The sequence below is a fragment of the Pseudomonas sp. TH34 genome (assembly GCF_016650865.1).
Lineage (GTDB): Bacteria > Pseudomonadota > Gammaproteobacteria > Pseudomonadales > Pseudomonadaceae > Aquipseudomonas > Aquipseudomonas yamanorum.
In genome coordinates this window covers 1-24,299 of sequence record NZ_JAEKFB010000001.1, presented here as the reverse complement: position 1 = coordinate 24,299, position 24,299 = coordinate 1, and the positions used below count along the sequence as shown (strand labels likewise).

Annotated in this window: 20 protein-coding genes, 2 tRNA genes and 3 rRNA genes; 13 read left to right on the top strand and 12 right to left on the bottom strand. The window is 58.3% G+C overall.

Features of this window, described 5'->3' with window-relative positions; genetic code table 11:
• Positions 1-107: 107 nt before the first annotated feature.
• The 3 genes from dctA to JFU58_RS00115 all read right to left on the bottom strand — a co-directional run bounded on the left by dctA (position 108) and on the right by JFU58_RS00115 (position 3,086).
• Entirely contained in the window at positions 108-1,412 is a 1,305-nt protein-coding gene (dctA, locus tag JFU58_RS00125; RefSeq protein ID WP_003207293.1) for a C4-dicarboxylate transporter DctA, read from the bottom strand.
• A 98-nt stretch (positions 1,413-1,510) separates the two neighbouring features.
• Entirely contained in the window at positions 1,511-2,386 is an 876-nt protein-coding gene (locus JFU58_RS00120) for an alpha/beta fold hydrolase (protein ID WP_201139655.1), read from the bottom strand.
• A 238-nt stretch (positions 2,387-2,624) separates the two neighbouring features.
• Entirely contained in the window at positions 2,625-3,086 is a 462-nt protein-coding gene (locus tag JFU58_RS00115) for a VOC family protein (protein ID WP_063028393.1), read from the bottom strand.
• Between the two features lie 235 nt (positions 3,087-3,321).
• On the opposite strand from JFU58_RS00115, the gene JFU58_RS00110 reads away from it, so the two are divergent.
• From JFU58_RS00110 to JFU58_RS00100, 3 genes are read left to right on the top strand one after another with little or no spacing between them, the layout of a single operon-like run.
• The gene (locus JFU58_RS00110) at positions 3,322-4,545 is read left to right on the top strand and encodes an SfnB family sulfur acquisition oxidoreductase (RefSeq protein ID WP_177027370.1); all 1,224 of its coding nucleotides are present in this window, start codon (positions 3,322-3,324) and stop codon (positions 4,543-4,545) included.
• 3 nt (positions 4,546-4,548) lie between these two features.
• Positions 4,549-5,214 carry a methionine ABC transporter permease gene (locus tag JFU58_RS00105; RefSeq protein ID WP_177027369.1) on the top strand — a complete coding sequence of 222 codons (666 nt, stop codon included), beginning with the start codon at positions 4,549-4,551 and terminating at the stop codon, positions 5,212-5,214.
• 29 nt (positions 5,215-5,243) lie between these two features.
• On the top strand, positions 5,244-6,014 hold the full coding sequence (locus JFU58_RS00100) for a MetQ/NlpA family ABC transporter substrate-binding protein (protein WP_076016645.1): 771 nt from the start codon (positions 5,244-5,246) through the stop codon (positions 6,012-6,014).
• Between the two features lie 125 nt (positions 6,015-6,139).
• On the opposite strand, the gene soxR is transcribed toward JFU58_RS00100, so the two are convergent.
• Positions 6,140-6,589 carry a redox-sensitive transcriptional activator SoxR gene (soxR, locus tag JFU58_RS00095; RefSeq protein WP_201139654.1) on the bottom strand — a complete coding sequence of 150 codons (450 nt, stop codon included), beginning with the start codon at positions 6,587-6,589 and terminating at the stop codon, positions 6,140-6,142.
• A 90-nt stretch (positions 6,590-6,679) separates the two neighbouring features.
• Here soxR and JFU58_RS00090 point away from each other — a divergent pair, with 90 nt between their 5' ends.
• Complete coding sequence (locus JFU58_RS00090; RefSeq protein ID WP_177027368.1) at positions 6,680-7,042, top strand: antibiotic biosynthesis monooxygenase; 363 nt, start codon at positions 6,680-6,682, stop codon at positions 7,040-7,042.
• Here the strand turns inward: JFU58_RS00090 and JFU58_RS00085 are convergent.
• Genes JFU58_RS00085 through msuE form a run of 4 tightly spaced genes read right to left on the bottom strand, consistent with a single transcriptional unit; the run spans position 7,034 to position 11,102 of the window.
• On the bottom strand, positions 7,034-8,137 hold the full coding sequence (locus JFU58_RS00085; RefSeq protein WP_010166567.1) for a sigma-54 interaction domain-containing protein: 1,104 nt from the start codon (positions 8,135-8,137) through the stop codon (positions 7,034-7,036). The genes JFU58_RS00090 and JFU58_RS00085 overlap by 9 nt on opposite strands.
• Before the next feature lie 11 nt (positions 8,138-8,148).
• Entirely contained in the window at positions 8,149-9,336 is a 1,188-nt protein-coding gene (locus JFU58_RS00080) for an acyl-CoA dehydrogenase family protein (RefSeq protein ID WP_063028403.1), read from the bottom strand.
• Between the two features lie 47 nt (positions 9,337-9,383).
• On the bottom strand, positions 9,384-10,529 hold the full coding sequence (ssuD, locus tag JFU58_RS00075) for an FMNH2-dependent alkanesulfonate monooxygenase (RefSeq protein WP_003210130.1): 1,146 nt from the start codon (positions 10,527-10,529) through the stop codon (positions 9,384-9,386).
• A gap of 9 nt (positions 10,530-10,538) precedes the next feature.
• Positions 10,539-11,102: an FMN reductase gene (gene msuE, locus JFU58_RS00070; RefSeq protein ID WP_063028405.1), complete on the bottom strand. Its 564-nt coding sequence runs from the start codon at positions 11,100-11,102 to the stop codon at positions 10,539-10,541.
• Between the two features lie 397 nt (positions 11,103-11,499).
• Between msuE and JFU58_RS00065 the strand changes: the two genes are divergently transcribed.
• From JFU58_RS00065 to JFU58_RS00055, 3 genes are all read left to right on the top strand, one after another.
• Positions 11,500-11,769, top strand: a complete 270-nt coding sequence (locus JFU58_RS00065; RefSeq protein WP_076016660.1) for a DUF547 domain-containing protein — start codon at positions 11,500-11,502, stop codon at positions 11,767-11,769.
• A 228-nt stretch (positions 11,770-11,997) separates the two neighbouring features.
• Positions 11,998-13,158 carry a cysteine desulfurase family protein gene (locus tag JFU58_RS00060; protein ID WP_063028407.1) on the top strand — a complete coding sequence of 387 codons (1,161 nt, stop codon included), beginning with the start codon at positions 11,998-12,000 and terminating at the stop codon, positions 13,156-13,158.
• 36 nt (positions 13,159-13,194) lie between these two features.
• Positions 13,195-15,003 (top strand): aminopeptidase P family protein, encoded by a 1,809-nt coding sequence (locus tag JFU58_RS00055; RefSeq protein WP_201139653.1) that lies wholly within the window; start codon positions 13,195-13,197, stop codon positions 15,001-15,003.
• Here the strand turns inward: JFU58_RS00055 and JFU58_RS00050 are convergent.
• Both JFU58_RS00050 and JFU58_RS00045 read right to left on the bottom strand, forming a co-directional pair.
• Positions 15,000-15,590: a 2-hydroxychromene-2-carboxylate isomerase gene (locus JFU58_RS00050; RefSeq protein ID WP_063028411.1), complete on the bottom strand. Its 591-nt coding sequence runs from the start codon at positions 15,588-15,590 to the stop codon at positions 15,000-15,002. The two genes, JFU58_RS00055 and JFU58_RS00050, sit on opposite strands and share 4 nt — an antisense overlap.
• A gap of 35 nt (positions 15,591-15,625) precedes the next feature.
• Positions 15,626-16,357 (bottom strand): SDR family oxidoreductase, encoded by a 732-nt coding sequence (locus JFU58_RS00045; RefSeq protein WP_201139652.1) that lies wholly within the window; start codon positions 16,355-16,357, stop codon positions 15,626-15,628.
• Positions 16,358-16,444: 87 nt separating this feature from the next.
• On the opposite strand from JFU58_RS00045, the gene JFU58_RS00040 reads away from it, so the two are divergent.
• A complete protein-coding gene (locus JFU58_RS00040) occupies positions 16,445-17,005 on the top strand; it encodes a TetR/AcrR family transcriptional regulator (RefSeq protein WP_063028416.1) in 561 nt (186 codons plus the stop codon).
• A gap of 12 nt (positions 17,006-17,017) precedes the next feature.
• On the opposite strand, the gene JFU58_RS00035 is transcribed toward JFU58_RS00040, so the two are convergent.
• Positions 17,018-17,299, bottom strand: a complete 282-nt coding sequence (locus JFU58_RS00035; protein WP_017476825.1) for a hypothetical protein — start codon at positions 17,297-17,299, stop codon at positions 17,018-17,020.
• Positions 17,300-17,466: 167 nt separating this feature from the next.
• Complete coding sequence (gene rhtA / locus JFU58_RS00030) at positions 17,467-18,354, bottom strand: threonine/homoserine exporter RhtA (protein WP_063028418.1); 888 nt, start codon at positions 18,352-18,354, stop codon at positions 17,467-17,469.
• Between the two features lie 699 nt (positions 18,355-19,053).
• Between rhtA and JFU58_RS00025 the strand changes: the two genes are divergently transcribed.
• The 5 genes from JFU58_RS00025 (at position 19,054) to rrf (ending at position 24,252) form a co-directional block, all read left to right on the top strand.
• Positions 19,054-20,590 (top strand): 16S ribosomal RNA (locus tag JFU58_RS00025).
• A gap of 82 nt (positions 20,591-20,672) precedes the next feature.
• Positions 20,673-20,749: transfer RNA gene (locus tag JFU58_RS00020), tRNA-Ile, on the top strand.
• A gap of 30 nt (positions 20,750-20,779) precedes the next feature.
• Positions 20,780-20,855: transfer RNA gene (locus JFU58_RS00015), tRNA-Ala, on the top strand.
• Between the two features lie 234 nt (positions 20,856-21,089).
• Positions 21,090-23,983: ribosomal RNA gene (locus JFU58_RS00010) — 23S ribosomal RNA — on the top strand.
• Positions 23,984-24,136: 153 nt separating this feature from the next.
• Positions 24,137-24,252: ribosomal RNA gene (gene rrf, locus JFU58_RS00005) — 5S ribosomal RNA — on the top strand.
• Together the 16S, 23S and 5S rRNA genes with 2 tRNA genes alongside form the textbook arrangement of a ribosomal RNA operon.
• The last annotated feature ends 47 nt before the right edge of the window (positions 24,253-24,299 follow it).

Sequence of the window (24,299 nt, the reverse complement as noted above, 5' to 3'; positions counted from 1 at the left end):
GAGGGAGCTTGCTCCCGCTGGAGTGCGAAGCGCTCCCAGGATTTTGGGGCCGCTGCGCAGCCCAGCGGGAGCAAGCTCCCTCGCCACAGGGTATCGGTGTTTAAGGGTTACTCGGCGGCGATCTTCGCCTGGGCGGCGGCCCGTGCATGACGGCCATGCTTGAGGGCGATGGGCGCCATTTTCTCGCGGTCCAGTTCACCTTCCCAAGCAGCCACCACCAGCGCGGCCACGGCATTGCCGATGATATTGGTCAGCGAGCGGCATTCAGCCATGAACCGGTCCACACCCAGGATCAACACCATCGCCGCCACCGGCACCGTGGGTACGACCGCGAGGCTGGCGGCCAGCGCGACAAAGCCTGCACCCACCACCGCACCGGCACCTTTGGAGGTGAGCATCGCCACCGCCAGCAGGGTCAGTTGTTGCTCCAGCGTCAGGTCGATATTGGTCGCCTGGGCCAGGAACAGCACCGCCAGGGTCATATAGATGTTGGTGCCATCCAGGTTGAAGGTGTAGCCGGTGGGCACCACGATCCCCACCACGCCTTTGGACGCGCCAAGGCTTTCGAGTTTCTGGATCAGCTGCGGCAGGGCCGATTCGGATGAGCTGGTGCCCAGCACGATCAACAGCTCGGCTTTGATGTAGGTCAGCAGCTTGAAGATGCTGAACCCTACATAACGGGCAATGCTGCCCAGCACCACGGCGACGAAGAAAAACGCGGTGACGTAGAACGTGCCCACCAGTTTCAACAGCGGCAGCAGCGAACCCAGGCCGTACTTGCCGATGGTGAAGGCGATGGCCCCGAAGGCCCCGATCGGCGCTACGCGGCTGATCATCCCGACGATGCGGAAGAACACTTCGCTGGCCTGGTTGATCACGCCCACCAAGGGCCGGCCCTTCTCGCCGATCATCACCAGCCCGAGGCCAAACAGCACCGACACAAACAGCACCGGGAGGATTTCGCCTTTGGAGAAGGCATCGAAGAAGGTCGTGGGGATCACATGCATCAGGAATCCGGTGACGCCTTCGCCGTGTTCGGCCTGGCCGACAAAACCGGCGATGGCCGAAGTGTCGAGGGTTTTCACATCAATGTTGAAACCCACGCCCGGGTGCAGCAGGTGCGCGGCAAGGATGCCGATCACCAGGGCTATGCTGGAGACGATCTCAAAGTAGAGCAGCGCCTTGCCACCCACGCGGCCCACCTGCTTTACGTCGTGCATGCTGGTGATGCCGGACACCACCGTGCAGAAGATGATCGGGCCGATGATCATCTTGATCAGCTTGATAAACCCGTCGCCCAACGGCTTGAGGTCGATACCCACCTGCGGCCAGTGGTTGCCGATCAACACGCCCAGCACAATGGCGATGATCACTTGCACATACAGGGTTCCCAGCAGTTTTCTGATTGTCATTTTTATTATCTCGAGACGTTTTTTGGGCAAGCAGATCCCGTCGCAGGCTGTTTCAAGCCTGCGGGACGGGATCGGTCAGATCAGCGGTGCATAAAGGCTCAGCTAAGGAAGGCCAGGACTTCGCCGAGCAACAGTTCAGGGGCTTCTTCAGCGATGTAGTGGCCGGCCGGCAGGGCCTTGCCACGTACGTCGGTCGCGACTTTTTGCCATTCCTTGAGGGGGTCGAAGCAGCGGCCGACGGTGCCTTCGGCGCCCCACATCACCAGCAATGGCAGTTCCAGGTGATTGCCTTTGTCGATATCGGCGCGGTCGTGCTCAAGGTCGATGCCGGCAGCGGCGCGGTAGTCTTCGCAGATGCCGGTGGCGGTGCCGGGCAGTTTCAGGCAGCGCAGGTATTCAGCGAAGGCCTCATCGGTGAACGGCTTGAGCCCGGCACTGCGGCTGCCCATGACGCTGCGCAGGTACAGTTCCGGATTGCCTTCGATCAGGCTCTCGGGCAGCGGCGCCGGGCGGATCAGGAAGAACCAGTGCCAGTAGGCGCGGGCGAAGGCTTCGTCGGTCTGGGCGTACATGGCCAGGGTCGGTGCGATGTCCAGCAGGACCATGCGCTGTACAGCCTTGGGGTGGTCCAGGGCCAGGCGATGGGCGACTCGGGCGCCACGGTCGTGGGCCAGTACCGAGAATTCCTCGAAGCCCAGGGCCTTCATCAATTCGACGCCGTCGCGGGCCATTTCGCGTTTGGAATAGTGGGTGTGGTGGTCATTGGCGGCGGGCTTGCTGCTGTCGCCGTAACCGCGCAGGTCGGCGGCGACCACGGTGAAGTGTTCGGCCAGTTGCTCGGCGACCTTGTGCCAGATGACGTGGGTCTGCGGGTGCCCGTGGAGCAGGAGCAGGCCGGGACCTGTGCCGCCTTTGCGGTAGCAGATGTCCACGCCGTTGACGTGGCGCTGGTCTTTTTGGAATCCGGCGAACATGGAATGACTCCTCGTGATGATTGCCTGCATCCTGAAATCACACGACGCCTGGGGCAAGGGGGAAAGCGTGGAGGGGTTGTTCATGAAGTGTGTTGAAGCCCGATCTTTCAGGCAGTGCAGGTCAACTGTGGGAGCTGGCTTGCCTGCGATGCAGGCAACTAGGTGTATCAGTCGCACCGAGGTGATGCCATCGCAGGCAAGCCAGCTCCCACAGTTGGGTTGTGTCGCCCAGGCGACTTCATCCTTGCTTGAACAACGCCTCGGCACGCTGGCGAACCTGCGCCTCGGTCAAGTCCTCCTTGCGTGTGGCCAAAAACCACACATGCCCGAACGGGTCTTTCAGTGTCCCGGAGCGGTCACCGTAGAATTGATCCTTGGGTTCTGAAATCGCGGTGCCGCCGGCCTTGATGGCCTGGGCGAACTGTTGGTCGACGTCCTGCACATAGAGATGCAGGCACACACTGGGGTGTTCTTTTCCCGGGCTGCCGAAAGACATTTCGCCACAGGGTGAGGCCATCATGATCGCCGAATCGCCAATGCGCAGTTCGGCATGGCCGATCTTGCCGTCTGGCATGTCCAGGCGCATGACTTCGGTGGCGCCGAAGGCTTTCTTGTAGAACTCGATGGCCTCAGCGGCTTTTTCGATACCCAAGTACGGCGTGATGCTGTGATAGCCCTCGGGAATGGGTTTAACGCTCATATCGTTCTCCTTGATTGTGGTTATGGAGGGACGGCCTTTTCACTATAGGCCACGTGTGCCGTGGCCTGCGGGCAGCCGACGAGGTGTTGGCCAGGCAACAGCAAACCGGCAGTTTGCTGCGCCATGGGCGGATTATTGCGGTCAGGGTGGGCGCAAACCCTTGAGTTTGACGGCCCGGGCCCTCAGGCACAGAAGCTGCAATAGCTCAGGTCAATCATTCGCCCGAGAGCGTTGTATGTCTGTACTGCCTGTATCTGCCGATTACCCGATTCACACGCCCCACGCCGAGCTGATCCGCGATGAGGCCCAGGCCCTGGCCGTAGCCCATCGGGTCGCCGCCGTGTTGCTGGAGCAAGACGCCGAACGTGACCGCACCCGCCAGGTGCCGGTCGAAGTGGTCGACCTGTATTCCAACAGCGGCCTGTGGGGCATCAGCGTGCCTCGCGAGTTTGGCGGCGCCCAAGTGTCCTACGCGGTGTTGGCCCAGGTGATTGCGATCATCTCGGCGGCCGACCCCTCGCTGGGTCAGATCCCGCAGAACCATTACTGCCTGCTGGAAGACATCCGTCTGCAGGGCACCCCCGAGCAGCAGGCGTACTTTTTTGGCCTGGCGCTGGAAGGGCATCGGTTTGCCAATGCACTGTCGGAAACCGGCGGTAAGAACGTCCAGGACATCCAGGCGACCATCCGCCCGCAAGGCGATGGCTATGTGATCAACGGTCGCAAGGGGTATTGCACCGGTTCGCTGTACGCCCACTGGCTGGCGGTGCTGGCGCTGGATGAACAGCAAAATGCGCAGTTGGCATTCGTGCCCCGTGGCACTGAAGGCTTGGTGGTGGTCGACGACTGGGACAGCATGGGGCAGCGCACCACGTCCAGCGGCACGGTGCTGGCCGATGACTTGAAGGTGCCGGCTTTCAATCTGTTTCCTACCCATCGCTCCTACGATTCGCCGACGCTCGCTGGTCCTTTTGCACAATTGACCACCGCCGCCATCGACGCCGGCATCGCCCGTGCTGCGTTACGTGACACGGTGCAGTTCGTCCAGCAGTTCGCCCGCCCGTGGATTGATGCCGGGGTGGAAAAAGCCAGTGAAGATCCGCTGACCATCATCCAGGTGGGCGCATTGGATATTCGTCTGGAAGCGGCGGAAGCCTTGCTGGAACGCGCCGGAAAAGCCCTGGACGCCGCGCGCCCGGCACCCGATGAAGACAACGTCGCCCACGCTTCCCTGGCGGTCGCCCGAGCCAAGGTACTGACCACTGAAATCGCCATCGAAGCTAGCAACAAGCTCTTCGAACTCGGCGGCACCCGTTCCACTTTGAAGAAACACAACTTCGACCGTCACTGGCGCAACGCCCGTGTGCACACCCTGCATGACCCGGTGCGCTGGAAGTATCACGTGGTGGGCAACTGGTTGCTCAACGGTGCCAAGCCACCGCGTCACGACTGGTCCTGAACCATGGCCGAGCTGTTTAAAAACATCTACTGGGCCGACATCGGCCAAGCCTGCCTGGAAACCTTGAGCATGCTCACTGCGGCCCTGGGTTTTACCGTGCTGTTGGGGTTGCCGCTGGGGGTGGTGCTGTTCCTTACCGGCAAGCGCCAGTTGCACGAAACCCTGGTGGTGTATCGGGTGCTGTCGGTGGTGGTGAACGTGCTGCGTTCGCTGCCGTTCATCATCCTGCTGATTGTGCTGATCCCGTTGACCACCTTGCTGGTGGGCACCTCCCTGGGCGTGCCCGGCACGATTCCGCCGTTGGTGGTGGGCTGTACGCCTTTCTTTGCGCGGCTGGTGGAAACCGCCTTGCGTGAAGTCGACCGTGGTGTGGTGGAAGCCACCCAATCCATGGGCGCCAGCACCTGGCAGGTGATCCGCCACACGCTGTTGCCGGAAGCCCGGGGCGGGCTGCTGGCAGCGGTCACCGTTACCGCGATTGTGCTGGTGGACTACACCGCGATGGCCGGGGTGATCGGTGGCGGTGGCTTGGGCGACCTGGCAATTCGCTATGGATATCAGCGTTTCCAGACCGACGTGATGGTGGTCACGGTGTTGCTGCTGTTGGTGCTGGTGCAGGCCCTGCAAATGACCGGTGACCGTTTGGTGGCGCGTTACAGCCGCCGTTGATTCCTATAACTAATGCCTTCGGAGCAACCATGAAAAAATCCCTGGCCATCTTGGCCGCTGTCTTGTCCTTCAACGCCTTTGCCAACGAGACGTTGGTCGTCGGCGCCACGCCCGTGCCTCACGCCGAGATCCTGGAGTTCGTCAAACCCGTGCTGGCCAAGGAGGGCGTGGACCTGCAAATCAAGGTCTTCACCGACTTCATCCAGCCCAACCAACAACTGGCGCTGAAGAACATTGACGCCAACTACTATCAGTACCGGCCTTTCCTGGATGACTACAACAAAACCCGGCATACCAATCTGGTGCCGGTGGTTGGCGTGCACATCGAGCCGTTTGGTGCCTATTCGACCAAGATCAAAAACATCGCTGAGTTGAAAGACGGCGCCACAGTGTCGATCCCCAACGACCCGGTCAACACCGGCCGTGCGCTGGTGCTGCTGGATGAAGCCGGCCTGATCAAACTCAAGGACCCGAGCAACACCCTGGCCACCCCACGGGACATCGTCGAAAACCCCAAGCACCTGAAAATTCGTGAGTTGGAAGGGGCGTTGCTGGCTCGCTCGGTGAGCCAGGTGGACCTGGCGTTCGTGTTCGCCAACTACGCCCTGGAAGCGGGGATCGACACCAACAGCGCGTTGATCGTCGAGAAGGGCAAGAGCCTGTACGTCGAGTACCTGGTAGCGCGCCCGGACAACATCAACGACCCGGGCATCCAGAAACTGGCCAAGGCGTTGAACTCCGATGAAGTGCGCCAGTTCATCCTGACACGCTATAAAGGCCAGATAGCTCCGGGTTTCTAAGTCTGATGGAGATCAAAATGTGGGAGCGGGCTTGCTCGCGAAGGCGGTGTATCAGCCAACTTATTGAGTGACTGACACGCCGCCTTCGCGAGCAAGCCCGCTCCCACATTGATCGGGTTTCCTTATCAGGGATTTACGCTGGGCTCCAGCAATTGTGCCCCAGGCCCGCGTTCACCCAGTACGTCATCCTGATTGCGCAGCGGGCACGCCTCTATCGACAGACACCCACAGCCAATACAGCCATTGAGTTTGTCCCGCAGCAGCGTCAGTTTGTCGATGCGCTGGTCCAGGTCCTCACGCCACGCGGCAGACAGGCGCTCCCAGTCAGCTGCGGTGGGCGTGCGACCTTCGGGCAAGGTTTGCAATGCGTCAAAGATGGTCGCCAGGGGGATGCCCAGCCGTTGGGCAATCTTGATCACCGCCACTCGGCGCAACACGTCCCGCGAGTAGCGCCGTTGGTTGCCGGCGTTACGGCTGCTCTTGATCAAACCCTTGGTTTCGTAGAAGTGCAGGGCGGTAACGGCAACGCCGCTACGGGCTGCCAATTGGCCGACGGTGAGTTCTTTGGTGACCATGAAAAAGCCCTTGACCTTGACTTAACTAGAGGTTTTACCCTGCGTGGCATCCAATCGCAAGATTGTGCCTACGGTAAGAGGGGAATGTTCATGCAGGTATTAGAGAAGAGTCTGAGTTTCACCCAGATGGTCGAGTTCCAGATCGAACCTCAGCAGCAATCCGCGTTGGTAGCGGCCCTGTCATCCCAAAGCGAGCGCCTGGCCCAGGACCACGGCGGCTTTATGAACGCCAGCGTGCAGGTCAGCGATGATGGGCGCCGGGTGCTCAGCTACTTGCAATGGCGCTCCCGCGAGGACGGTGAGGCGGCCTTCAAGTGTTTTGAGCACGGTGAGGAAGATTTCTGGACGCTGATACGCGCCCACCAGGCCACGGCAGTGACCTTCGGTTCGTTCCAGGTGTTGCGCAGTATCGAGCGCAGCCATGACAACGCCTTGCACTGCCGCCTAAATTGACAGGTGCAGCATGCGCTCGCCCTGTACGTTTTCGCCGGGGCGGCGCTTGTTCACGGCCAGCTCACCGATCTTGATCAAGCGGGTACGCGTCACGTTGCGGCTCAGGCCCAGCAGGTTGGCGGTGTGCACCTGGTTGTAATGGCTGAAGCGGTAGGCAGCGCGCAGCAATGCATCCTCGACCTTTTCATGCAGGGCGCCGGCCTGTTCCTCGAAGAGTTTTTGAAAGGCGCGTTCCAGCAGGGCTTCAGCACTGTTGTCGATGCCGTGCTGGCTGTCGTCCTGACGCTCGATGCGCATGTTCGACAGGCGCAGGTCGTCGCGTTCGATCACGCCGTTGCGGCAGATCAGCAGGGTGTGGTGAATCACGTTTTCCAGCTCGCGAATGTTGCCTGGCCAACTGTAGCTTTTGAGTTTCTGCTCGGCCTCGCGGCTGATGGTGATCGGTCCGTAACCCAGGCGCTGGCTGTAGGCTTCGATAAAGTGCCGGGTCAGGGGCAGGATGTCGCCGGGCCGGTCCCGCAACGGGCTCAGCTCCAGGCTCACCACATCGAGGCGGTAGTACAGGTCTTCGCGGAAATGTCCGGCGTTGATGGCTTTTTCCAATTGAACGTTGGTGGCCGCCAGGACCCGCACGTCGATGGGAATGCTTTTGCGTGATCCCAGGCGCACCACTTCGCGCTCCTGGAGTACCCGCAGCAGCTTGACCTGAATCGCCATCGGCAAATCACCGATTTCATCGAGGAACAGGGTGCCACCGTCGGCCTCTTCGAACCAGCCGGCCTTGGCGCTGAGGGCGCCGGTGAAGGCGCCTTTTTCATGGCCGAACAGCTCGGCCTCCACCAACGATTCGGAAAACGCGCCGCAGTTTACCGCCACGAACGGACGGTTGCGCCGGGCGCTGAGGTTGTGGATATGGCGTGCCACCAGCTCTTTACCGGTGCCGGTTTCGCCGATGATCAGCACGCTGGCTTCGCTGGGCGCGACTTGCTGGATGTGCGCCAGCAGCGCCTGGGATTTCGGGTCTTCGAAGACCTGGGCCGTGGCGCGGATCGAGGTCGCAAGAGCGGGCGAGGGCGGTAGGGTTAAAAGCTGCATGGGCACCTCTTCTAGGAGTAGAACGTGGGAATCGGCAGGGACTGGTTCAACGCCCAGTCCCCCAGTTCGTGGAGTTTGTAGTCCACCGGGTCGTGCAGGGTTTGCGTGCGCAGGTTGCGCCAGTGCCGGTCCAGGCGCAGGGAGGCGTGGGTGGAACGCGCGCCGGTGACTTCGAACAGGCGGCTGCACAGTTCCAGGCCGTTGCGGGTGGCGGCGACCTTGGCGGTGGCGATGGCGATGGCCAGTTCGCCGCGCTCGCTTTCGCTGAGGCTCGGGCCTTTGGCCCAGGCCTGGTCCAGCAGCTCGGCGGCACGCTCCACCAGCAGTCGAACGCCTTCAAGGGCGACCCAGAATTCGCCGTAGTGGTTGAGCACATACGGGTCCTGGCGGATGTCCTGCACCGTGGATTTATGCCAGGGCCGGGTTTCGGTCAGGGTGTAATTCCGGGCTTCGGCAAAGGCGCCTTCGGCGATGCCAAGGAACATATGGGTGAAGGTCAACTGAGCGATCAGCGGGCGCAGGCAGGCGAAGGGTGTGCTCAACGGGCCGGGATCGAGGAGCAACTCCGACTCCTCCACGCGTACCCGTTCGAAGCTGGCGCTGCCGCTGTCGGTCTGGCGCTGGCCAATGTTGTTCCAGTCATTGTGCAGGGTGATGCCGCTGCGCCCGCTGGGGATGGCGGCGATCAGCAGCTTGCCGCCGGCGTTTTCATCCACGGCTGAGGCGATCAGCATTTCCGAGTCGCTGGCGCCGGAGCAAAAGCTCTTCTTGCCGGAGAATTCTCGCCAGCCTTTGTAGGCCTTGACCACCGTGCGCGTGTCCAAGGGGTTGAGGGCGTTGCCCCAGAACCAGTTTTTGCGCGCGGTTTGTTCGAACCAGGGTTGCCATTGCTCCGGGCGGGAGAACAGGCGAACGGTGGCAAGCATCAGGTGATGAAAGCCGAAGACGTGGGCGATGGAGCTGTCGACTTTGGCGAACTCGCGAACGATCTCCAGGGTCTCGCTCCAGCGGGCGCCGAGGCCGCCGTATTGGGTGGGGATGCTAAGGGCCAGCAAGCCGCTTTGGCGCAGGGCGTCACGTTCGGTCTTGGGTGTGCCGCCGCGCTCGTCGCGTTCGACGGCGGTGAGGGCGAATTCGGCGGCCAGCACTTTGGCTGTCTGCAACGGTGAGGGCAGGACGCTGTTGGGTTTGGCTGTCACGCGGGATTCCTCATGGTGTGCCGGGGCGTACCCCGGCAGACGGCAAGTCAGGCCTTGGCTTTTGCCGGCAGGACGTCGTTGGCAATCATTTCGCCGAACGGTCCGGTGAGGTTGGTGACGCCGCGCCCGGCCAGGCTCGCGTAGGGTTCCGGCAGCAGCGGGAACACCAGTTCGGCAAAGCGATACGCCTCTTCCAGGTGCGGGTAGCCGGAGAAGATGAAGCTTTCGATGCCCAGGTCCGCGTATTCCTTGATCCGCTCGGCAACTTGCTGGGGGTTGCCCACTAAGGCCGTGCCCGCGCCGCCACGCACCAGGCCGACGCCGGCCCACAGGTTGGGGGCGATTTCCAGGTTGTCGCGGCGCCCGTCGTGCAGGGCGGCCATGCGCCGCTGGCCTTCGGAGTCAAAGCGTGAGAAGGATTTTTGCGCGGCGGCGATGGTTTCGTCGCTGATGTGTTCGATCAGTTTGGCGGCGGCTTTCCAGGCGTCTTCTTCGGTTTCCCGCACGATCACATGCAGGCGAATCCCGAACTTGACGGTGCGACCATGGCGGGCGGCGCGCTCACGCACGTCGGCGAGTTTTTCCGCGACGGCGGCCGGTGGTTCGCCCCAGGTCAGGTACACGTCGACTTGTTCGGCGGCGAGGTCGTGGGCAGCGTCCGAGGAACCGCCGAAGTACAGCGGCGGATACGGCTTTTGCACCGGCGGGTAAAGTGCCTTGGCGTTCTGCACCCGCAGGTGTTTGCCTTCGAAGTCCACCGATTCGCCCTGCAACACGCGGCGCCAGATCTTGAGGAATTCGTCGGTCACTTCGTAGCGTTCGCTGTGATCGAGGAAGCTGCCGTCGCCGCGGTTTTCGTCGGGGTCGCCGCCAGTCACCACGTTGATCAACAGGCGGCCATTGGACAGGCGGTCGAGGGTGGCGGCCATGCGTGCGGAGACGGTCGGCGAAATGATCCCCGGGCGAATCGCCACCAGGTAGCGCAGGCGTTCGGTCAGTGGCACCAGCGCCGAGGCGATGACCCAGGAGTCTTCGCAGGAGCGGCCGGTGGGGATCAGCACGCCGTGGTAGCCGAGGTTATCTGCGGCTTGGGCGACTTGTTTCAAATAGTTGAGGGTGACCGGGCGAGCGCCCTGGGTGGTGCCCAGGTAATGACCGTCACCGTGTGTAGGCAGAAACCAGAAAACATCCATGACAAATCCTTAAGCGATTTTCAGCAGAGAGGTGGGATGCGCGGCAAACAACGGCGCGGCGCGTTCTGCAGCAAGGCGAATGCGGGCCTTCAAGGGCTCACTGGTTATTTGGTAGTCGGTGAAGTCGGCCTCGGTGGCGTACACGCCAATGGGCAAAGTCAGGGCCTGGAAGAAACTGAACAGCGGGCGCAGTTGGTGATCGAGTACCAGGGCGTGGCGTTCACTGCCGCCGGTGGCCGCCAGCAACACCGGGGTGTTGATCAGGGCGTTGAGGTCGACCAGGTCGAACAGGTGCTTGAGCAGGCCTGGGTATGAACCGCGATACACCGGGGCGGCGACGATCAGCAGGTCGGCCTGTTCGATGGCGTGCAGTTGCGCCTCGACGTCGGCGGGCAGTTCCTGGCGGGACAGTGCGCCGCCCAGTGGCCGGGCAATGTCGCCCAGTTCAATCAGGGTGGTCTGGATCGGCAATTGAGTGGCCAGTTCGGCCAGCACCGCCTGGGTCAACACCAGGGTGCGGGACGGGCGCCAGGTTCCGCCGGAGAGGGCAACGACATTCAGTGGACGGGTCATCAACAGTTCCTTTTTCAACAGTCGCTCAGGGCAAGAGCAGTAGCAGGACTTGAGCAAGAGCTGTACCAAGCTGCGCAGGCCTTGACTGGCGCGGGTCGTGGGCCAGGTGTTGGAAAATGACGGTGTTGTCTGCCTGGTGTTTTGTTGAATGACTGTTGCCTGGGCAACAGTTGCCAGGCGAACAGTGGCGTGAGCGTTGAAGCCATTTATAGAGGGTTGTGTTTATTCCGTAAATGAACGTATTTCCATATTTATAGATCTGCATGGAATATAAGACGTGGCTATCACAGGTGTCGCAAGGGTTGATAGCGACTATCACGGCTGATGATTTTTCACCGTGCAGGGGCGGGAGTAGCCTGTGCTCATTGACTTCAACCCGTTTCGCAGGACCTTCGCCATGAATCGTTTTCTCGCCATTTCCGTATTGCTCGTCACCTCAGTTCTTGCCGGTTGCGCGACACATTCGTCGCCTGAACTGCGTGCCTACTCGGCGGAAGAGAGCAAGGAGCTGGCGCTGGAAGCCCTGAGCCGTCGAGGCCTGTCGTTTGATGAATACCAACAGAAGAAAGCCGAACTGACCGGCCAGCCACAGAAAACCTTTGGTTTCGATCGTCAGGGTGAAATGAATGCCGAGCGCGGCATGACGCTGCACGGTCGCCCCAGTTGAGTCAGTGACCAGGTCTGAAAAGCCCGAGGTTTCCCACAGGAACCTCGGGTTTTTTGTTTGCCATCCGTTTCCCGGAGCCTGTTAAGCTGAATTTCAGGAGCGTTCCTACGCACTTTTAAATAAAGTGGTCTTTCTTTAACGGCACGGGATCAGGTAAACCATCTTCCTTCCTGATCGCTGCCCCTGAGACGTCGTTCTCGGGAACATGCTCTGCGAGTCTTTAACGTCATGAATAAACGTCCGCTGTATTTCGACTACGCCGCCACCACGCCGGTGGATGAGCGGGTCATCCAGGTGATGGTCGAGTGCCTGGGCTTCAACGCCAACTTCGGTAACCCTGCGTCCAGTTCCCATGCGTTCGGCCAACAGGCCCGGCAAACGGTTGAACAGGCGCGGGGCCAGGTGGCTGAACTGGTCGGCGCGGAGCCGGCACAGATCGTCTGGACCTCCGGTGCCACCGAGTCCAACAACCTCGCCATCAAGGGCGTCGCCCAGGCGCGGGGCGTAGCCGGTGGGCATATCATCACCAGCCAGATTGAACACAAGGCCACGTTGGATACCGCCCGCCAGTTGCAGGAAGCCGGGATTGCGGTGACGTACCTGGTGCCGGACGCCGAAGGTTTGATCAGCGTCGAGGCGGTGAGCGAAGCGTTGCGTGAGGACACCTTCCTCGTGTCGCTGATGCTGGTGAACAACGAGCTGGGCACCCTCAACGATATCCAGGCGATTGGCGCGCGAGTGCGTGAACACGGTGCGTTGTTTCACGTGGATGCGGCGCAGGGCGCGGGCAAGGTCGCGATTGACCTGGCTGAGTGGCCGGTGGACCTGATGTCATTTTCCGCACACAAACTCTATGGTCCCAAGGGTATCGGCGCGCTGTACGTCGGCCCACGTGCGCAGCAGAAAGTGCTGGCGCAGATTCACGGCGGTGGTCATGAAGGCGGCTTGCGTTCCGGCACCCTGGCGACTCACCAGATTGCCGGTATGGGCACTGCGTTCGCACTGGCGGCAGCGTCCTTTGCCGAAGAGAAGGCGACCATTGTTGCCCTGCGCGAGCGCCTGCTGGAACAGCTGAATACGATTGCCGGGGTGCGCCTCAATGGCAGCCTTACCCAGCGTATTCCCCACACCTTGAGCCTGACGTTCAGCGAGGGCGAGTTCAATTCCGCCGCGTTGAGCGCGGGCATTGCCTTCTCGGCCACGTCGGCCTGCAATTCGGCGAGCAATGCACCGTCTCATGTGCTTCTGGCGCTGGGCCATGATGCCCGCAGCGCAGGTCGCACCATTCGCTTGAGCCTCGGGCGGTTTACCACCGAGCAGGACATCGATCAGGCGGTACAACTGATCAAGGCCGCACTGGCCAGCGCACCGGCTTTCTGGGCCGTTTGACCCCATAACAATTATTAGTGGTTAGCAGGAGACACGATGAGCACACAGCCTTTGACCCATGGAACGGTTCCCCAGCGCCTGGCGCACACCCGCGAACTGATGAGCCGCGAGGGTATTCATGCCCTGTTGGTGCCGTCGGCCGACCCACACTTGTCCGAATACCTGCCGGGTTACTGGCAGGGTCGTCAGTGGTTGTCGGGTTTTCATGGTTCGGTGGGTACGCTGATTGTCACCGCGGATTTCGCCGGTGTATGGGCAGACAGCCGCTATTGGGAACAGGCGACCAAGGAACTCAAGGGCAGCGGTATCGAGTTGGTCAAACTGCAACCGGGCCAGCCCGGGCCGCTGGAGTGGCTGGCGGAACAGACGCCGGAAGGCGGTGTGGTGGCCGTGGATGGCGCGGTCATGGCCGTTGCATCAGCTCGCACTTTGAGCAGCAAGCTGGAGGCACGTGGTGCACGCTTGCGTACGGACATCGACCTGTTGAATGAAGTCTGGCAAGACCGCCCAACCTTGCCGAACCAGCCGATCTATCAGCATTTGCCGCCTCAGGCCACCGTCAGCCGTGGCGAGAAGCTCGCAGCCCTGCGTGCCAGCTTGAAGGAGAAGGGCGCCGACTGGCATTTCATCGCGACCCTGGACGACATTGCCTGGCTGTTTAACCTGCGCGGCGGCGACGTTTCGTTCAATCCGGTGTTTGTGTCCTTTGCCTTGATTGGCCAGCAGCAGGCGACGCTGTTTGTGGCCTTGAGCAAGATCGACGCCGAGCTGCGCGCCGTGCTGGAACAGGATGGCGTGACCCTGCGGGATTACAGCGAAGTTGCGGCGGCGTTGAAGGACATTCCTTCAGGCGCCAGTGTGCAGGTCGACCCGGCACGGGTGACTGCTGGATTGCTGGAGAACCTGGGCAGTGGCGTGACGCTGATCGAAGGCCTGAACCCTACTACTTTGGCCAAGTCGCGCAAAAGCCTGGCGGACGCCGAGCATATTCGTCAGGCCATGGAGCAGGATGGCGCAGCCCTGTGTGAATTCTTTGCCTGGCTCGACAGCGCGTTGGGCCGTGAGCGCATCACCGAACTGACCATTGATGAACACCTGACAGCGGCCCGTACCCGTCGCCCGGGTTATGTGTCGTTGAGCTTCAATACGATTGCCGCGTTCAATGCCAATGGCGCGATGCCGCACTATCACGCGACTGAAGAAGAGCACGCGCTGATCGAAGGCGATGGGTTGCTGCTGATCGACTCGGGTGGCCAGTACCTGGGCGGCACGACCGACATCACGCGGATGGTGCCTATCGGCACGCCAAGCGAAGAGCAGAAGCGCGACTGCACGCGTGTACTCAAGGGTGTGATTGCCTTGTCCCGCGCGCATTTCCCCAAGGGCATTCTTTCGCCGTTGCTGGACGCCATCGCCCGCGCGCCGATCTGGGCGGAAGGCGTGGACTACGGCCACGGCACCGGCCATGGCGTAGGCTATTTCCTGAACGTGCATGAAGGTCCGCAGGTGATCGCGTACCAAGCTGTCGCTGCGCCGCAAACGGCGATGCAGGCGGGCATGATTACGTCCATCGAACCGGGCACTTATCGTCCGGGCCGTTGGGGCGTGCGCATCGAGAACCTGGTGTTGAACCGTGAAGCGGGCAAGACCGAGTTTGGCGAGTTCCTCAAGTTCGAGACACTCACCCTATGCCCGATCGACACCCGTTGCCTTGAGCCGTCGCTGCTGACGGTGGAAGAGCGCCAATGGTTCAACGAGTACCATGCGCAAGTGCGCGAGCGCCTGAGTCCGCTGCTCAGTGGCGCTGCGCTGGAGTGGTTGCAGGTGCGTACGGCCGCGATCTAGCTCAGCGCTTCACGCACAAAGTCCAGGCGATCCTGGCCAAAGAACAGCTGGTTGCCGACAAACAGGCTGGGGGCACCGAATACGCCACGTTGGATGGCGTGTTCGGTGTTGTCCTTGAGGGCAGCCTTGACCTCGTCATCATTGGTTAGCGCCAGGATTTCTTCGGGATCAAAGCCGTGTTCGGCCAGCACTGTGGCTACCACGGACAGGTCTCCCAAGTGACGGCCCTCTACCCAAAGTGCGCGGAACAGGCAGTCGATGAAGTCGAGAAAACGCTCGGGCTGGCGCATTTGAATGCCGGTGACCGCACGCATCAGCAGCAAGGTGTTGATGGGAAAGTGCGGATTGAACTTGAGCGGGACGTTGTAGCGCTGGGCATAGCGCGCCAGGTCCTGGAACATGTAGCGGCCCTTGGCGGGAACGGTGGCCGGCGACGCGTTGCCGGTGGCTTTGAATACGCCGCCCAGTAGCATTGGCTTATAAATCAACTGGGCGCCGGTTGCCGCGCATAGGCCTGGAAGCTGGGTATAGGCCAAATAGGTGGCCGGGCTGCCGAGATCGAAGAAAAACTCCACTGTTTTACTCATGCTGGGTACTCGCTGTTTATTGTTATGGGGCGTGCTTACCAGGGTTCATTCCAGGGGCGCAGGTCCAGCTCGAAGGTCCAGGCGTCCCGTGGCTGGCTGTGCAGGTACCAATAGTTATCGGCGATGTGCTCGGGGTTGAGAATACCGTCCTGATCCTTGAGGGCGTATTTTTGCGGGAAGTTGTCGCGGATGAAGTCAGTGTCGATGGCGCCATCCACGACCACGTGGGAGACGTGGATATTCCGCGGGCCCAGTTCGCGAGCCATGCTTTGCGCCAGTGCGCGGATCCCGTGTTTGGCTCCGGCGAATGCGGCAAAGCCGGCGGCGCCACGCAAGCCGGCGGTGGCACCGGTAAACAGGATGGTCCCGCGATTACGGGTGACCATGCGCTTGGCCACTTCCCGGGCGTTGAGGAAGCCTGAGAAACAGGCCATCTCCCAAATCTTGAAGTACTTGCGGGCGGTTTCTTCCAGGATACTGCACGGCACATTGGCGCCAATGTTGAAGACAAAGGCTTCTATGGGCCCCAACTCGGTTTCAATCTGTTCGATCAGGGCGATAACGTCCTCTTCCTTGCGGGCATCGCAGGCAAAGCCATGCGCTTCTCCACCTGTCGCCTGGATGCTTTCCACCAAGGGTTGCAGTTTATCGGCGCTGCGCCGGGTAACGCAGGCGACATAACCCTCACGGGCAAAGCGCTTGGCTATGGCGCCACCGGTAGCATCGCCGGCACCCACTACCAGTACGATTTTCTTGTTGTTCGTCATGGGAGATCCTTTAGTAAACGATCGTTTGCCAAACGAACGTTATGCTACGATCCGACAGGCGTCAAGCGAACAACAGAGAGGGAAGTGATGCGATATTCGGCCAGTCATAAGCAGGAAACCAAAGAGAAGCTGCTGGATAGCAGTGCGGCCTTGGCGAAGAAAGAAGGGTTTGCCAGCGTCGGGGTGGATGGCTTGATGAAAGCCATTGGCTTGAGTGGCGGTGCCTTTTATAGCCACTTCGCCTCGAAGGACGAATTGTTCAGCTCGATTGTCGAGCGTGAATTGAGCCATAGCCTTGAACGCTTGAATGGCAATGGTGTGCAGAGTCGGGAGCGGCTGGATCGCTGTTTGAAGTTCTATTTGAGCATGGCCCATGTGGAGCAGTCGGAGGCGGGCTGTGCGTTGCCGAGCCTGGGGGCGGAGATTGCACGGTCTGATGTGGCAGTACGCCAACAGGCGCAGGACTGGATTTGCCGATTGCAGGCGGGCTGGGCTGCAACGTTGGGCAGCGAGGATTTGGCTTGGTCGATTCTGTCGCAATGCATCGGCGCCCTGGTGGTGGCGCGGATGATGGTCAGCCCGCAGGTGCAGGCGCAGGTCATGTCATCGAACTACGATGTGCTCAGTCAACAGCTGTCGAGGCTGTGAGAGCGTCGACAGTTATTTGCAGATGACGATCATGCTTCGGCTGGTGTAGCCGGCGGGGTTGAGGCCGAACGGGTAGTCGCCCGGGTCTTCGGCGTTGTCGCCTGACTTGGCGATGACTTTATAGCCTTTGGCGCCGCATGAATTGGCTGCACTGGCGTAGCACTTGTCCCAGGAGGAGGACAGGCCCGAGCAGTTGATATGCAGTCCCTTCTTTCCCCGTTTCACTTCGGTCTTGGTAGTCGCGGCACAACCTGCGATTGCCACAATCATGAACAGCATCAAAATTCGCTTCATTCCTATCCTTAATAGCCGCCCCGCTTAGCTGCACGAAGCTGGCTTTACTCGCTCTCGAGTGTAGCGTTCATGATGTCCTTATCTAAATTCTCCATGAGTGACACTGGGTTACGGTTTAAACATGGCCTAATTGAGCGGCAAATGCCAGAGCTACGTCAAATCCTGAATCAATCTGCGGGAACGAGTGGCTTTGATTCGTTACGCATGGTCAGGGTTGCGCCAACCGAGGCCAGAATAATGCAGGTGATCGCCAGCCACTGCGCCAAGGATAAGTGTTCTTGAAGGAAAAACAGGCCGGACAGGGCGCCGAATGCGGGCTCGATACTCATCAAGGTTCCGAATGTGCGGGCGGGCAGGCGAGTCAGGGCGACCATCTCCAGAGTGTAGGGCAGGGCGGTGGATAAAACGGCGACACCAATGGCGATCGGGATCAGGGAGGGAGTGAGTAATGCCGCGCCCGCGTGGACGATTCCGATCGGCGCGACAAACAGTGCGGCGATCATTACACCCAGGGCGGCGGTCTGTACGCCGTTGTCAGCGCCGGCCTTTTGGCCGAACAAAATATAGAGTGCCCAGCACACACCTGCGCCCAGTGCGTAAGCGGCGCCTGTCAGGTCGATGCCGTTGCTGGCCGCTCCCATGGGGATCAGCAGCAGAAGGCCAATGATGGCCAAGGCTATCCAGAGAAAGTCTACAGCGCGCCGTGAAGCATATATGGCGACGGCCAGTGGGCCGGTGAATTCCAAGGCTACTGCGATGCCTAGCGGAACGGTCCGCAGCGACATATAGAAGAGGAAGTTCATTCCGCCCAGGGCCATTCCGTAAACGATCACGGTCTGTAGCGACTTGGCTGTGAGCTTGGCGCGCCATGGGCGTAATAGAAGCAGCATGATCACGCTGGCGAAAATCAGGCGAAGGGTGGTGGTGCCTTGCGCGCCCACAATGGGGAACATGCTTTTGGCGAGTGATGCGCCTGATTGAATGGAGGCCATGGCAATGAGCAGCAGGCCGACCGGAAACAATGTCGAAGCCAGGCTACGGGGTGAAGTGGTCATTGAGGGTGTTCGTCCGAGGTCGTATTTAAAGAAGCAGAAGTGGCTATGATGCTTAACTGTGTGGTGATGAGCAATATATTGCTCAGCGTGTGCCGTATTTCTCTATATATAGGTAGATTTTGTGATTGTCGGGATGGATTGATAGAAAAGCTAAATTAAGGGTTGACGGCAGATTCTGGAAGTCTATAATTCGCCCCACTTCCGGCGCAGTCGAAACGGAAAACTCCTTGGTAAACAAAGAGTTATGTAGGTTTCGACAGCGAGCCGCTTCAGATCATCGAAGCCCAGAAGGAGTTGATAGGGACGTGTTGTTTAGCCCTATTAACGGTTCGATCTTCTCGGTCGAAAGCGGAGAAAAAGAGGTGTTGACAGCAGCGTGTAACGCTGTAGAATTCGCCTCCCGCTAACGAGAGATCTGAAGCGCAAGTGGTTGAAGTTACAAAGGAAACTTTGAAAACTTCTTAAAAAAACCGCTTGACAGCAACAGAGGCTGCTGTAGAATGCGCGCCTCGGTTGAGACGAAAGATCTTAACCAACCGCTCTTTAACAACTGAATCAAGCAATTCGTGTGGGTGCTTGTGGAGTCAGACTGATAGTCAAAAAGATTATCAGCATCACAAGTTACTCCGCGAGAAATCAAAGATGTAACCAACGATTGCTGAGCCAAGTTTAGGGTTTCTTAAAAACCCAAAGATGTTTGAACTGAAGAGTTTGATCATGGCTCAGATTGAACGCTGGCGGCAGGCCTAACACATGCAAGTCGAGCGGTAGAGAGAAGCTTGCTTCTCTTGAGAGCGGCGGACGGGTGAGTAATGCCTAGGAATCTGCCTGGTAGTGGGGGATAACGTTCGGAAACGGACGCTAATACCGCATACGTCCTACGGGAGAAAGCAGGGGACCTTCGGGCCTTGCGCTATCAGATGAGCCTAGGTCGGATTAGCTAGTTGGTGGGGTAATGGCTCACCAAGGCGACGATCCGTAACTGGTCTGAGAGGATGATCAGTCACACTGGAACTGAGACACGGTCCAGACTCCTACGGGAGGCAGCAGTGGGGAATATTGGACAATGGGCGAAAGCCTGATCCAGCCATGCCGCGTGTGTGAAGAAGGTCTTCGGATTGTAAAGCACTTTAAGTTGGGAGGAAGGGCAGTAAATTAATACTTTGCTGTTTTGACGTTACCGACAGAATAAGCACCGGCTAACTCTGTGCCAGCAGCCGCGGTAATACAGAGGGTGCAAGCGTTAATCGGAATTACTGGGCGTAAAGCGCGCGTAGGTGGTTCGTTAAGTTGGATGTGAAATCCCCGGGCTCAACCTGGGAACTGCATTCAAAACTGACGAGCTAGAGTATGGTAGAGGGTGGTGGAATTTCCTGTGTAGCGGTGAAATGCGTAGATATAGGAAGGAACACCAGTGGCGAAGGCGACCACCTGGACTGATACTGACACTGAGGTGCGAAAGCGTGGGGAGCAAACAGGATTAGATACCCTGGTAGTCCACGCCGTAAACGATGTCAACTAGCCGTTGGGAGCCTTGAGCTCTTAGTGGCGCAGCTAACGCATTAAGTTGACCGCCTGGGGAGTACGGCCGCAAGGTTAAAACTCAAATGAATTGACGGGGGCCCGCACAAGCGGTGGAGCATGTGGTTTAATTCGAAGCAACGCGAAGAACCTTACCAGGCCTTGACATCCAATGAACTTTCTAGAGATAGATTGGTGCCTTCGGGAACATTGAGACAGGTGCTGCATGGCTGTCGTCAGCTCGTGTCGTGAGATGTTGGGTTAAGTCCCGTAACGAGCGCAACCCTTGTCCTTAGTTACCAGCACGTCATGGTGGGCACTCTAAGGAGACTGCCGGTGACAAACCGGAGGAAGGTGGGGATGACGTCAAGTCATCATGGCCCTTACGGCCTGGGCTACACACGTGCTACAATGGTCGGTACAGAGGGTTGCCAAGCCGCGAGGTGGAGCTAATCCCAGAAAACCGATCGTAGTCCGGATCGCAGTCTGCAACTCGACTGCGTGAAGTCGGAATCGCTAGTAATCGCGAATCAGAATGTCGCGGTGAATACGTTCCCGGGCCTTGTACACACCGCCCGTCACACCATGGGAGTGGGTTGCACCAGAAGTAGCTAGTCTAACCTTCGGGAGGACGGTTACCACGGTGTGATTCATGACTGGGGTGAAGTCGTAACAAGGTAGCCGTAGGGGAACCTGCGGCTGGATCACCTCCTTAATCGACGACATCAGCTGCTCCATAAGTTCCCACACGAATTGCTTGATTCATTGAAGAAGACGATAAGAAGCAGCCCGAAATTGGGTCTGTAGCTCAGTTGGTTAGAGCGCACCCCTGATAAGGGTGAGGTCGGCAGTTCGAATCTGCCCAGACCCACCAATTTTGTGTGGGAAACGCCTGTAGAAATACGGGGCCATAGCTCAGCTGGGAGAGCGCCTGCCTTGCACGCAGGAGGTCAACGGTTCGATCCCGTTTGGCTCCACCACTACTGCTTCTACGTTATGAAAGCTTAGAAATGAGCATTCCATCGTTGTGATGGTGAATGTTGATTTCTAGTCTTTGATTAGATCGTTCTTTAAAAATTTGGGTATGTGATAGAAAGATAGACTGAACGTTACTTTCACTGGTAACGGATCAGGCTAAGGTAAAATTTGTGAGTAATTGCGAATTTTCGGCGAATGTCGTCTTCACAGTATAACCAGATTGCTTGGGGTTATATGGTCAAGTGAAGAAGCGCATACGGTGGATGCCTTGGCAGTCAGAGGCGATGAAAGACGTGGTAGCCTGCGAAAAGCTTCGGGGAGTCGGCAAACAGACTTTGATCCGGAGATGTCTGAATGGGGGAACCCAGCCATCATAAGATGGTTACCTTACACTGAATACATAGGTGTATGGAGCGAACCAGGGGAACTGAAACATCTAAGTACCCTGAGGAAAAGAAATCAACCGAGATTCCCTTAGTAGTGGCGAGCGAACGGGGACTAGCCCTTAAGTGGCTTTGAGATTAGCGGAACGCTCTGGAAAGTGCGGCCATAGTGGGTGATAGCCCTGTACGCGAAAATCTCTTAGTCATGAAATCGAGTAGGACGGAGCACGAGAAACTTTGTCTGAATATGGGGGGACCATCCTCCAAGGCTAAATACTACTGACTGACCGATAGTGAACTAGTACCGTGAGGGAAAGGCGAAAAGAACCCCGGAGAGGGGAGTGAAATAGATCCTGAAACCGTATGCGTACAAGCAGTGGGAGCAGACTTTGTTCTGTGACTGCGTACCTTTTGTATAATGGGTCAGCGACTTATTTTCAGTGGCGAGCTTAACCGAATAGGGGAGGCGTAGCGAAAGCGAGTCTTAATAGGGCGTCTAGTCGCTGGGAATAGACCCGAAACCGGGCGATCTATCCATGGGCAGGTTGAAGGTTGGGTAACACTAACTGGAGGACCGAACCGACTACCGTTGAAAAGTTAGCGGATGACCTGTGGATCGGAGTGAAAGGCTAATCAAGCTCGGAGATAGCTGGTTCTCCTCGAAAGCTATTTAGGTAGCGCCTCATGTATCACTGTAGGGGGTAGAGCACTGTTTCGGCTAGGGGGTCATCCCGACTTACCAAACCGATGCAAACTCCGAATACCTACAAGTGCCGAGCATGGGAGACACACGGCGGGTGCTAACGTCCGTCGTGAAAAGGGAAACAACCCAGACCGTCAGCTAAGGTCCCAAAGTTATGGTTAAGTGGGAAACGATGTGGGAAGGCTTAGACAGCTAGGAGGTTGGCTTAGAAGCAGCCACCCTTTAAAGAAAGCGTAATAGCTCACTAGTCGAGTCGGCCTGCGCGGAAGATGTAACGGGGCTCAAACCATACACCGAAGCTACGGGTATCATCTTCGGATGATGCGGTAGAGGAGCGTTCTGTAAGCCTGTGAAGGTGAGTTGAGAAGCTTGCTGGAGGTATCAGAAGTGCGAATGCTGACATGAGTAACGATAATGGGTGTGAAAAACACCCACGCCGAAAGACCAAGGTTTCCTGCGCAACGTTAATCGACGCAGGGTTAGTCGGTCCCTAAGGCGAGGCTGAAAAGCGTAGTCGATGGAAAACAGGTTAATATTCCTGTACTTCTGGTTATTGCGATGGAGGGACGGAGAAGGCTAGGCCAGCTTGGCGTTGGTTGTCCAAGTTTAAGGTGGTAGGCTGGAATCTTAGGTAAATCCGGGATTCTAAGGCCGAGAGCTGATGACGAGTTATCTTTTAGATGACGAAGTGGTTGATGCCATGCTTCCAAGAAAAGCTTCTAAGCTTCAGGTAACCAGGAACCGTACCCCAAACCGACACAGGTGGTTGGGTAGAGAATACCAAGGCGCTTGAGAGAACTCGGGTGAAGGAACTAGGCAAAATGGCACCGTAACTTCGGGAGAAGGTGCGCCGGTGAGGGTGAAGGACTTGCTCCGTAAGCTCATGCCGGTCGAAGATACCAGGCCGCTGCGACTGTTTATTAAAAACACAGCACTCTGCAAACACGAAAGTGGACGTATAGGGTGTGACGCCTGCCCGGTGCCGGAAGGTTAATTGATGGGGTTAGCTAACGCGAAGCTCTTGATCGAAGCCCCGGTAAACGGCGGCCGTAACTATAACGGTCCTAAGGTAGCGAAATTCCTTGTCGGGTAAGTTCCGACCTGCACGAATGGCGTAACGATGGCGGCGCTGTCTCCACCCGAGACTCAGTGAAATTGAAATCGCTGTGAAGATGCAGTGTATCCGCGGCTAGACGGAAAGACCCCGTGAACCTTTACTATAGCTTTGCACTGGACTTTGAATTTGCTTGTGTAGGATAGGTGGGAGGCTTTGAAGCGTGGACGCCAGTTCGCGTGGAGCCAACCTTGAAATACCACCCTGGCAACTTTGAGGTTCTAACTCAGGTCCGTTATCCGGATCGAGGACAGTGTATGGTGGGTAGTTTGACTGGGGCGGTCTCCTCCTAAAGAGTAACGGAGGAGTACGAAGGTGCGCTCAGACCGGTCGGAAATCGGTCGTAGAGTATAAAGGCAAAAGCGCGCTTGACTGCGAGACAGACACGTCGAGCAGGTACGAAAGTAGGTCTTAGTGATCCGGTGGTTCTGTATGGAAGGGCCATCGCTCAACGGATAAAAGGTACTCCGGGGATAACAGGCTGATACCGCCCAAGAGTTCATATCGACGGCGGTGTTTGGCACCTCGATGTCGGCTCATCACATCCTGGGGCTGAAGCCGGTCCCAAGGGTATGGCTGTTCGCCATTTAAAGTGGTACGCGAGCTGGGTTTAGAACGTCGTGAGACAGTTCGGTCCCTATCTGCCGTGGACGTTTGAGATTTGAGAGGGGCTGCTCCTAGTACGAGAGGACCGGAGTGGACGAACCTCTGGTGTTCCGGTTGTCACGCCAGTGGCATTGCCGGGTAGCTATGTTCGGAATAGATAACCGCTGAAAGCATCTAAGCGGGAAACTAGCCTCAAGATGAGATCTCACTGGAACCTTGAGTTCCCTGAAGGGCCGTCGAAGACTACGACGTTGATAGGTTGGGTGTGTAAGCGCTGTGAGGCGTTGAGCTAACCAATACTAATTGCCCGTGAGGCTTGACCATATAACACCCAAGCAATTTGAGTCGAAGAGACCAGATTGCGGTGTGTGAAGACGAAACGAACCGAAAGTTCGAGAAACTCACAAAACACCGAAGCTATCACATACCCAATTTGCTGAAGCGAGGCCAACTGGTCACGACTCAGTACCCGAATTTCTTGACGACCATAGAGCATTGGAACCACCTGATCCCATCCCGAACTCAGCAGTGAAACGATGCATCGCCGATGGTAGTGTGGGGTTTCCCCATGTGAGAGTAGGTCATCGTCAAGATTAAATTCCGAAACCCCTGATTGCTAACGCAATCAGGGGTTTTGTTT

Bases quoted from the DNA above. Each gene is read 5' to 3' on its own strand.
- JFU58_RS00060 (WP_063028407.1), top strand. From the start codon at position 11,998: ATGAATAAACGTCCGCTGTATTTCGACTACGCCGCCACCACGCCGGTG.
- JFU58_RS00045 (WP_201139652.1), bottom strand. From the start codon at position 16,357: ATGACGAACAACAAGAAAATCGTACTGGTAGTGGGTGCCGGCGATGCT.
- JFU58_RS00115 (WP_063028393.1), bottom strand. From the start codon at position 3,086: ATGAGCGTTAAACCCATTCCCGAGGGCTATCACAGCATCACGCCGTAC.
- JFU58_RS00105 (WP_177027369.1), top strand. From the start codon at position 4,549: ATGGCCGAGCTGTTTAAAAACATCTACTGGGCCGACATCGGCCAAGCC.
- JFU58_RS00050 (WP_063028411.1), bottom strand. From the start codon at position 15,590: ATGAGTAAAACAGTGGAGTTTTTCTTCGATCTCGGCAGCCCGGCCACC.
- JFU58_RS00065 (WP_076016660.1), top strand. From the start codon at position 11,500: ATGAATCGTTTTCTCGCCATTTCCGTATTGCTCGTCACCTCAGTTCTT.
- JFU58_RS00085 (WP_010166567.1), bottom strand. From the start codon at position 8,137: ATGCAGCTTTTAACCCTACCGCCCTCGCCCGCTCTTGCGACCTCGATC.
- JFU58_RS00090 (WP_177027368.1), top strand. From the start codon at position 6,680: ATGCAGGTATTAGAGAAGAGTCTGAGTTTCACCCAGATGGTCGAGTTC.
- ssuD (WP_003210130.1), bottom strand. From the start codon at position 10,529: ATGGATGTTTTCTGGTTTCTGCCTACACACGGTGACGGTCATTACCTG.
- JFU58_RS00055 (WP_201139653.1), top strand. From the start codon at position 13,195: ATGAGCACACAGCCTTTGACCCATGGAACGGTTCCCCAGCGCCTGGCG.
- msuE (WP_063028405.1), bottom strand. From the start codon at position 11,102: ATGACCCGTCCACTGAATGTCGTTGCCCTCTCCGGCGGAACCTGGCGC.
- JFU58_RS00040 (WP_063028416.1), top strand. From the start codon at position 16,445: ATGCGATATTCGGCCAGTCATAAGCAGGAAACCAAAGAGAAGCTGCTG.
- JFU58_RS00110 (WP_177027370.1), top strand. From the start codon at position 3,322: ATGTCTGTACTGCCTGTATCTGCCGATTACCCGATTCACACGCCCCAC.
- rhtA (WP_063028418.1), bottom strand. From the start codon at position 18,354: ATGACCACTTCACCCCGTAGCCTGGCTTCGACATTGTTTCCGGTCGGC.
- soxR (WP_201139654.1), bottom strand. From the start codon at position 6,589: ATGGTCACCAAAGAACTCACCGTCGGCCAATTGGCAGCCCGTAGCGGC.
- JFU58_RS00100 (WP_076016645.1), top strand. From the start codon at position 5,244: ATGAAAAAATCCCTGGCCATCTTGGCCGCTGTCTTGTCCTTCAACGCC.
- JFU58_RS00035 (WP_017476825.1), bottom strand. From the start codon at position 17,299: ATGAAGCGAATTTTGATGCTGTTCATGATTGTGGCAATCGCAGGTTGT.
- dctA (WP_003207293.1), bottom strand. From the start codon at position 1,412: ATGACAATCAGAAAACTGCTGGGAACCCTGTATGTGCAAGTGATCATC.
- JFU58_RS00120 (WP_201139655.1), bottom strand. From the start codon at position 2,386: ATGTTCGCCGGATTCCAAAAAGACCAGCGCCACGTCAACGGCGTGGAC.